Raw genomic sequence first — 8,377 nt, forward strand, 5'->3', positions numbered from 1 at the left:
CCCGGCGGCCGGCCGCGCGTCACTTCGCGTACATGCTCTCGATGTCGGCGGCGAAGCGCTCAGTCACGACGTTGCGCTTGATCTTCAGCGTCGGCGTCAGCTCACCGGTCTCCTCGGTGAGGTCCCGGTCTAGGATGACGAACTTCTTGATGGCCTCGGCGTGGGAGACCATCGAGTTGGCGTCGTCCACGATGGACTGCAGCGCGTCGTGCAGCGCCGGGTCGTGCCGCAGGTCGGCGATGGTGGCCGTCGGCGCCTTCCCGTTCTCGGCCTTCCAGTTGTCGAGCACCTCGGGGTCGACGGTGAGCAGCGCGGTGATGAAGCTGCGCCCGTCGCCGACGACCACAGCCTGCGAGACGAGCGTGTGCGAGCGCATCCGGTCCTCGAGCGGCCCGGGCGAGACGTTCTTGCCGCCGGCGGTGATGATGAGGTCCTTCTTGCGGCCGGTGATGCTCACGTAGCCGTCCTCGTCGATCTCGCCGAGATCGCCGGTGCGGAACCAGCCGTCGTGGAAGGCCTCGGCGGTGGCCTTCTCGTTGCGCCAGTAGCCCTGGAACACGACCCCGCCGCGCAGCTCGATCTCACCGTCGTCGGCGATGCGGGTGCTGTTGCCGCCCATGGGCTGGCCGACGGTGCCGATCTTCTGGGCGCCGGGCACGTTCACGCTGTGCGCGGCGGTGCTCTCGGTCAGGCCGTAGCCCTCGTAGATCGGGACGCCGACGCCGCGGAAGAAGTGGCCGAGACGGGGACTCAGGGCGCCACCACCGGAGATCGCGAACCAGCACTCGCCGCCCATCGCCTGCCGCAGCTTGGCGTAGACGAGCTTGTCGGCCATGTTGCGCTTGGCCTTGAGCACGAACGACGGACCGCCGTGGTCGAGCGACTCGCTGTAGGCGATGGCGGTCTCCTCGGCGAACGCGAAGATCGCCGCGTTGAACCTGCCGCCGGCCGCGGCCTTGCGCGCCGCGGCGTCGCGCACCTTCTCGAAGACGCGCGGCACGCCGAGGATGGTGTTCGGGGCGTAGCGCTCGAACTGGGCGGAGATCGTGCCGAAGTCCGACCAGTGCGCCTGCGCCGCACCGCCTTCGAAGACGGCCAGCGAGACGGCACGGGCCAGCACGTGCGCGAGCGGCAGGAAGGTCAGTACCCGGCTGCCCGGCTTGGCCACCTCACCGATCGAGGCGGTCAGGATGCCGCGGACCTCGCTGTAGAAGTTGCGGTGGGTCAGCATGCAGCCCTTGGGCCGGCCGGTGGTGCCCGAGGTGTACACCAGCGAGGCGAGGTCGTCGGCGCGGATGCCGTCGAGGCGGGCCTGCAGCTGGGCGTCGTCGACGCCGGCGCCCTCGGCGATCAGCGTCTCCACGGCGCCGCCCTCGATCCGCAGGGTGCGGCGCAGGGTGTCCGGCATGTCGACGAACAGCGCCTCGTGGCGCGCGGTCTCGACGACGGCGACGACCGCCTCGGAGTCCTGCAGGATCCAGCGGATCTGCTCGGTGGACGAGGAGTCGTAGATCGGCACCGTGGCGGCGCCGGCGGCCCAGATGGCGTAGTCGAACAGCGCCCACTCGTAGCGGGTGGCCGACAGCAGGGCCACCCGGTCGCCGGGCTGCACGCCCGCCGCGACGAGGCCCTTGGCGACCCCCGAGACCTGCTCGGCGAATTGCCGTGCGGTGACGGCGACCCAGTCCTCTCCCTCCGGGCGGGAGTACATCACGCGGTGCGGAGTCTTCTCCGCGTGCGTGAAGACCGTGCGGACGACCGATTCGTCGTCGCCGACGGTGAACTGGGCGGGGGTGGTGTACTCACGCACGAGCGTCTCCCTCGTTGTGGTCGGGGCGGGCAGTGGACCGGTGTTCCACTCCCTGGCGGAAGCGGCGCAGCATGTCGACGAACCGATCGATGTCGTCCTGGCCCCAGCCGGTCAGCGCCGCGCGGATCTCGTCGTGACGTCCGGCGACGGTGCGGGCGAGGGTCTCGCGGCCCCGGTCGGTGAGCCGGAGCGGGTGGCCGAGCCGGGTGGGTCCGGCCTGCGCCTGGACGAGCCCGGCGTCGATGCAGCTGCGCAGCTGACGGGAGACGGTCGACCGATTCACGCTGAACGCATCCGAGATGTCGGTGGCTCGGCAGCCCGGGTTGCGGTCGATGAAGCCGAGCATCGAATGCTGCGCCAGCGAGAGCACGTCGTCGTGGGCGCGCTCCCCCGCTGTGAGATGGCGAATCAGGTACACGAACTCGTCGTATACCTCGGATACACCGGCCGCTGCGGACTGCGCCGCAACCTCCCGCTTGTGTTGCACGACGCAACTGTAAGCCCTGTGCCGCTCGACACCCCAATCGCCTCTCCCCGCGGCACCGCACAGACGCGCCGAGACGCACGGCGTCGATCGCGAATTTCCCCGAACCGCAGGCCCGGCCTGCCCGATTCCGGTACAGATGATGCGACAGGACCAGGCCCCCGGCGAAGGAGTTCCCGTGGCCGCACCCGATCGTTCGACGGCCGAGCCCGATCCCGCGACGGCCGTGCGCGGCCGGCGACGGACCGCCGTGCTCGTCGGCCTGCTCGCGGCGGCGCACGCACTGCTGACGCCCGCGACCTCCGCGGCCCAGGAACCCATCGGCTCGTGCGCGTGGCAGTTCCGGTCCGACTCGACCGTGCTGGACATCGCGTTCCCCGACGTCGATGCCACCTACTGGGTGCTGCCGTACGCGCTGGCCCCGGGCGACAGCATCGAACTGCACGGCACCTATCCGGCGGCCCGGTACTTCTCGCTCAACACCTACGGAACGAACTTCGACACGGTCGACACCCTGCGCGACGCACAGATCGCGCCCGATCCGGGCAGCGGGAACCCGTTCGCGGACGCGGCCGCCGAGGGGCTGCCCGCCTCGGCCCGGCGCTGGAGCGCCACCGTCGTCACCGGTCCGGCCGACCACGCCCGCAACGAGATCGGCGCGCTGCCCACCGGCGGGTCGCCCACCGCACCGGCCGGATTCCTCATCGTCCGGGTCTATGTGCCCGACGACCCGGCCTCCCCGACCGGCGGGGTCCCGCTACCGGACGTGACGCTGCACCAGGGTGGGCGCGCCGTGCCGGTGCCCACGTGCAGCTCCGACTTCGACCCCGCCGACTACGGCAGCGGACCGGTCGAGCGCGCCGCCGAGGCGGCCGTCGACCGCATCGTCGAGGGCGCGGCGTCCGGCGCCTTCCCCGGCAACAACCCCGAGGCGACCTTCGTCAGCCCGGCCACCACGTCCGGGTTGTTCCCGAACGGCGACAACAAGTACATCGGCTCCGTGCTGACGTACCAGCCGGGCCGGATCCTCGTCGTGCGCGGCAAGGCCCCCACGTTCCCCGACACCCGCGCCGGCGAACCCGTCACCACGCCCGGCCGCCAGGTGCGGTACTGGTCGATGTGCCAGAACGACCAGGTCAGCCCGTACCCGGTCGTCGCGTGCGCGGCCGACTTCGAGACGGCGACCGACGCGGAGGGCTGGTTCACCTACGTCGTCGCGGCGCCCCAGGACGTGCCCGCCCGCGCCACGGCCGATCCGACGGTGACGGTGCTGCCGTGGGGCTCGACCGAGGTCCCCAAGAAGACTCTGCTCTACCGGAACATGCTGCCGGCCGACGCGTTCTACCCGCAGTCGGTGCAGGCCGCACAGGGCGGCGATCCGGCCGCGACGATGGGTCCCTACTACCCGCGGGCCGCGTACTGCGACACCGCCACCTTCGAGGCCGGCGGCTACGCCGCCTGCCTGCCCTGACCTCGCGGAGCCGGACCACGGGACCCGCCCGGCGGCGATACGTCCGATTCCGGGACGCCACGCCCCGCCGGCAATAACCTGTGTGACACCCGCCACACGGCGGCACCTGTTCCCCCAGGAGGCTCACGCATGTCCGTCCCCGCCCCGTCCGTCATCCTCGACCGCGTCGCGCACTGGGCGCAGACCAAACCGGACGAGGTCGCGGTGCAGTACCTCGACCGCACCCACACCTGGGCGCAGTGGCACGAGCGACTGCGCCACCTCGCCGGCGCCCTCGCCGCCGACGGCGTCGGACCCGGCGACACCGTCGCATTCGTCGACAAGAACAACCTCGCGTGCCTCGAAGTCACCTTCGCCGCCTCCGCGCTCGGCGCGGCGAACGCCATCCCGAACTTCCGGCTCGCCGGCGACGAGCTCGACTACGTGATCAACGACTCGCGCGCCCGGATCCTGTTCGTGGGAGCGGAATTCGCGCAGGAGATCGAGTCGCTGCGACCCCGGCTGTCCACGGTGCAGAAGATCGTCGTCGTGGGCGGGGAGAACGACGAGTTCGAGCCGTGGCTCGCGGCGGCCGCGCCGGCGACCCTGCCCGACGTCGCGCCCGAGACCACCGCGCTGCTGCTCTACAGTTCCGGCACCACCGGCCGGCCCAAGGGTGTGCAGCTGACGCACCGCAACCTGTTCGCGCACTCCGAGGACGTGCTCGCGGTGCTTCCGTTCACGGAGGGTGACTGCCTGCTCGTGGCGATGCCGCTGTTCCATGTGGGCGGCACCTGCTACGCGATCATGGGTATCCACGACGGCCGCCGGTGCGTGTTCACCCGGGAGGCGGACGCGCCGTCGCTGTTCACGGGTCTCGCGGCCGGCGCGAACATCGCCTTCCTGGTGCCCCCGGTAATAGCGGCCGTCCTCGGCGCGGGAGCGCACGCGATCGGGGCGTTCTCCCGGCTCAAGCGCATCACCTACGGCGCCGCGCCGATGCCGCTGCCGCTGCTGCGCGGCGCGCTCGCCGCGTGGCCGGACACCGAATTCGTCCAGGTGTACGGCATGACCGAGCTCGCCGGGGTGATCACGGCGCTGCTGCCGGAGGTGCACCGCGATCCGGCGCAGGAGGCGCGGATGGCGTCGGCCGGCACCCCCATTCCCGGCGTGGAGATGCGCATCGTCGATCCGGCCACGCGCGAGGACGCGGCCCCGGGCGCGATCGGCGAACTGTGGTGGCGCTCGGCGCAGACCACCCCCGGGTACTGGAACCGGCCCGACGCCACGACCGAGACGATCACGGCCGACGGGTGGCTGCGCAGCGGCGACATGGGCCGGGTCGACGACGGCGGCTTCGTGTTCATCGAGGACCGGCTCAAGGACATGATCATCACCGGCGGCGAGAACGTGTACTGCCCGGAGGTCGAGCGGGTCCTCGTCGAGCATCCGGCCGTCGCCGAAGTCGCGGTCATCGGCGTCCCGGACGAGAAGTGGGGCGAGACGGTCAAGGCGGTGGTGGTGCTCGCCCCGGACCAGAAGGCCGACGAGCAGGAACTCATCGACTACACCCGCCGGCACCTGGCGAAGTTCAAGTGCCCCGCGACCATCGACATCGTCGACATGCTGCCGCGCAACCCCACCGGGAAGATCCTCAAGCGCTCCCTGCGGGCCCCCTACTGGGCCGGACACGAACGGACCATCTGAGCGGTGCGGCCTTTGGGCTGCTGCAGCAGCCCAAAGGACGCACCGGCCGCGGAGCGGCCCGGCTCAGCGCACCCGGCGCAGCAGGGCGGCCAGGGCCTGGCCGCCGCCGATGCACATGGTGACGATGCCGAGTTCGAGGTCGCGGCGCACGAGGTCCTTGGCCACCCGCAGGGTCAGGATGCCGCCGGTCGCGCCGACCGCGTGACCGAGGGCGATCGCCCCGCCGTACGGGTTGGTCTTAGCCGGGTCGAGCTTGGCGTCGCGGATCACGGCGACGGCCTGCGAGGCGAACGCCTCGTTCAGCTCGACGGTGTCGATGTCGGCCGGGGTGGTGCCGGTCTGCTCGAACAGCTTCTGCAGGGCGAGGACCGGCGCGTAGCCCATCAGCTCCGGCTCGAGCGCGGCGGTGGCGACGGACTCGATCACCGCGAGCCCACCCAGGTCCCGTTCCTGCGCGACGGACTCGCGGGCGAGGACGACGACGCCGGCGCCGTCGTTGATGCCCGAGGCGTTGCCGGCGGTGACCGTGCCGTCCTTCTGAAATGCCGGGCGCAGCTTCGCGAGGGTCTCGACGGTGGTGTCGGGCTTGGGGTGCTCGTCGGTGGTGACGACGGTGGGCTTGCGGCCGCCGATCTCGACGGGGGTGATCTCCTCGGCGAACGCGGCGCGGGCGGCGTCGGTGGCCGCGCGGCGCTGCGACTCGACGGCGAACTCGTCCTGCGCCTCGCGGCTGATGCCGTACTCGCGGGCGACGTTCTCGGCGGTGACGCCCATGTGGATGCCGTGGAACGGGTCGGTGAGCATCCCGACGGTGCCGTCGACGAGGGTGCGGTCGCCCAGCTTGTAGCCGGAGCGGGCGCCGAAGTCGTAGAACGGCATGCGGGACATGTTCTCGTCGCCGCCGGCCAGGGCCAGATCCACCCCGCCCCAGCGCATCTGCATCGCCGCCGACCAGATCGCCTGCAGGCCCGAGCCGCACAGCCGGTTGACGGTGTACGCCGGCACCGAGACCGGCAGACCCGCCGCCAGCGCGACCCGACGCGCGTTGTAGGCATCCGGGCCGACCTGCCCGATGCAGCCCATGACGACCTCGTCGATGTCCTCGGCCGCCACGCCGGCGCGCTGCAGGGCCGCCTTCGCGGCGGCCGCGCCGAGTTCGTGGGCCGGTACGTCCTTGAACGCGCCGCCGAAGCTGCCGACCGGGGTACGCGCACCGTCGACGATGACGATCCGTTCCGGAGTGCTCATCTCACGTCCCATCTCTCGCAGGAACGGCACCGAGTGCCATCTCTTGCCCACGACGATACCGGAGCAGTGAGCCGCAACACAGTCGGGTGGCACTGCGGCGCAAGACGGGCAGCCGTCAGGCCGGGTCGCTCAGGTCGCCCCGGTGCACGCGCTCGGCCGCCGCGGCCGACCCGAGCTCCGCCCGGGCCTGCGGATTTCTCGCGTAGAAGTCGAGCATCCGATACAGCAGCACCGGGTCGCCGTCGAACTTGCGGGAGTCGACCTCGATCACCGGTTCGCGGGGCAACCGGTCCAGGCGGAACAGCCGGCTGGTCCGTCGTCGCGCCCAGGCGGCGGCCGGCGTGCCCAGCACCCAGATCTCGGGGAATCCGTGATGGACGGCGTGCACCCCGGCCACCGAGACCCACGGCAGGTACGACTCGATGGTCCAGCCGCGTTGCCGGATCCCGTCCGGGGTCAGCAGCAGCGCCCCTCGGCGGATCCCCCCGCGCAGCACCTCCGCGACGAACGCCGCGCAGGGCAGCCCGAAGGCGGCGAGCAGCACACTCACCCACGGAACGCCGTCGTCGAACAGGACTATCTCGACGGCCGCGCCGAGGGCGAGCAACGCCGCGCTCGTCGTCATCGCCCCCATCAGGTGGAAGACGGCGCCGGAAGCGCGGATCTCGGTAACCCCGCGGTCCGGCGACCCCACGAACCGGATCTCGGGGTCGCCGCGGCGCGGACGCCAGTACACGTATCCGAAGAGCGCCGTGAGGGCCATCAGGCCGGACAGGATGAGGAAGAACCGGGTCACCGCCCAGGCTCCCGCCTGCCCGGCATCCCAAGCCCGCCACAGCGAGACGAGGATCACGACGCCGGCGAGGGCGATCGCGGCGGCGACTCGGGCGCTGAACCTCGGGGGCGGCCATTCCTCCGGGCGGATCAGCGGCACGGCGTCGGACTCGTCTTCATCGGTGCCGTGCACAAAACACCCGTCCCACTGAGTTCCCCTTCCGGAAGCGCCGGGGATCCCACCGCCCCGACCGGTTGCCGGTAGGTGGGGAACGCTACCGCAGGGCCTGCGGATTGTGGTTCACGACACGCGCCGGGGCGGGCGTCCACGGCGGAGAAGGGACCTTCGACCCTACGTCCGAGGGGCCCGACGAGGCGGATACCCGACGGTGTGACCATTGCCACAAATGCCACGGGACGGACATAAAGCCCAGTTCAAAAGGTGTTCAACTCGTGTTGGCTGGCCGCCGGACGCGGGACACGAAAATCTTGTCTACGGATGAGTAACACTGGCGCCGACGGGAACGACACAATCATCGACGATCCAGACGAGACCGGAGGAATCTGCATGACTGTCCAGCTTGATTCGCCTGGCTTCGAGTCCGCCCGCGAGGTGGTTTCGGCCCAGGAAGACCTCGGTCGACTGTTCGACGAGATCGGGACGCTCGATGCGCAGATCCTCGAGGCGATCGAGCGCCGCAGCGAGCTGTCGCGCCGGGCGGGCATCGCTGCGAAGGAGTCCGGGACCGCGCGGCAGGCCCAGAACCACGAGATGCGGGTCCTCGACCGTTTCGCCGAGCTCGGCGCCGACGGCAAGACCCTGGCGATGACGCTGCTCCGCCTCGGACGCACCCGCCTGTCCTCCTAGACCCGACGACTTCGCGCGGCCCCCGCACCGGATCGG

Annotated in this window: 7 protein-coding genes; 3 read left to right on the plus strand and 4 right to left on the minus strand. The window is 71.2% G+C overall.

Annotated features, from left to right (window positions below; translation table 11 throughout):
- Window positions 1-19 precede the first annotated feature (19 nt).
- Both CQZ88_RS13125 and CQZ88_RS13130 read right to left on the minus strand, forming a co-directional pair.
- The gene (locus tag CQZ88_RS13125) at window positions 20-1,810 is read right to left on the minus strand and encodes a long-chain fatty acid--CoA ligase (RefSeq protein ID WP_006939451.1); all 1,791 of its coding nucleotides are present in this window, start codon (window positions 1,808-1,810) and stop codon (window positions 20-22) included.
- The gene (locus CQZ88_RS13130) at window positions 1,803-2,297 is read right to left on the minus strand and encodes a MarR family winged helix-turn-helix transcriptional regulator (RefSeq protein ID WP_006939453.1); all 495 of its coding nucleotides are present in this window, start codon (window positions 2,295-2,297) and stop codon (window positions 1,803-1,805) included. Before CQZ88_RS13130 ends, CQZ88_RS13125 begins: the two co-directional genes overlap by 8 nt.
- A 175-nt stretch (window positions 2,298-2,472) precedes the next feature.
- Between CQZ88_RS13130 and CQZ88_RS13135 the strand changes: the two genes are divergently transcribed.
- Together CQZ88_RS13135 and CQZ88_RS13140 are read left to right on the plus strand one after the other, a co-directional pair.
- Complete coding sequence (locus tag CQZ88_RS13135; protein ID WP_102799851.1) at window positions 2,473-3,765, plus strand: hypothetical protein; 1,293 nt, start codon at window positions 2,473-2,475, stop codon at window positions 3,763-3,765.
- A gap of 129 nt (window positions 3,766-3,894) precedes the next feature.
- The gene (locus CQZ88_RS13140; RefSeq protein WP_102799852.1) at window positions 3,895-5,451 is read left to right on the plus strand and encodes a long-chain-fatty-acid--CoA ligase; all 1,557 of its coding nucleotides are present in this window, start codon (window positions 3,895-3,897) and stop codon (window positions 5,449-5,451) included.
- 63 nt (window positions 5,452-5,514) lie between these two features.
- On the opposite strand, the gene CQZ88_RS13145 is transcribed toward CQZ88_RS13140, so the two are convergent.
- The gene (locus tag CQZ88_RS13145; protein ID WP_102799870.1) at window positions 5,515-6,699 is read right to left on the minus strand and encodes a thiolase family protein; all 1,185 of its coding nucleotides are present in this window, start codon (window positions 6,697-6,699) and stop codon (window positions 5,515-5,517) included.
- A 115-nt stretch (window positions 6,700-6,814) separates the two neighbouring features.
- Window positions 6,815-7,666 (minus strand): hypothetical protein, encoded by an 852-nt coding sequence (locus CQZ88_RS13150; RefSeq protein ID WP_251550772.1) that lies wholly within the window; start codon window positions 7,664-7,666, stop codon window positions 6,815-6,817.
- A gap of 375 nt (window positions 7,667-8,041) precedes the next feature.
- Here CQZ88_RS13150 and CQZ88_RS13155 point away from each other — a divergent pair, with 375 nt between their 5' ends.
- Window positions 8,042-8,341: a chorismate mutase gene (locus CQZ88_RS13155; protein ID WP_006939464.1), complete on the plus strand. Its 300-nt coding sequence runs from the start codon at window positions 8,042-8,044 to the stop codon at window positions 8,339-8,341.
- Window positions 8,342-8,377 lie beyond the last annotated feature (36 nt).

This window comes from Rhodococcus sp. ENV425, from assembly GCF_002887785.1.
Classification (GTDB): domain Bacteria; phylum Actinomycetota; class Actinomycetes; order Mycobacteriales; family Mycobacteriaceae; genus Rhodococcus; species Rhodococcus aetherivorans.

Bases quoted from the DNA above. Each gene is read 5' to 3' on its own strand.
- CQZ88_RS13140 (WP_102799852.1), top strand. From the start codon at position 3,895: ATGTCCGTCCCCGCCCCGTCCGTCATCCTCGACCGCGTCGCGCACTGG.
- CQZ88_RS13145 (WP_102799870.1), bottom strand. From the start codon at position 6,699: ATGAGCACTCCGGAACGGATCGTCATCGTCGACGGTGCGCGTACCCCG.
- CQZ88_RS13155 (WP_006939464.1), top strand. From the start codon at position 8,042: ATGACTGTCCAGCTTGATTCGCCTGGCTTCGAGTCCGCCCGCGAGGTG.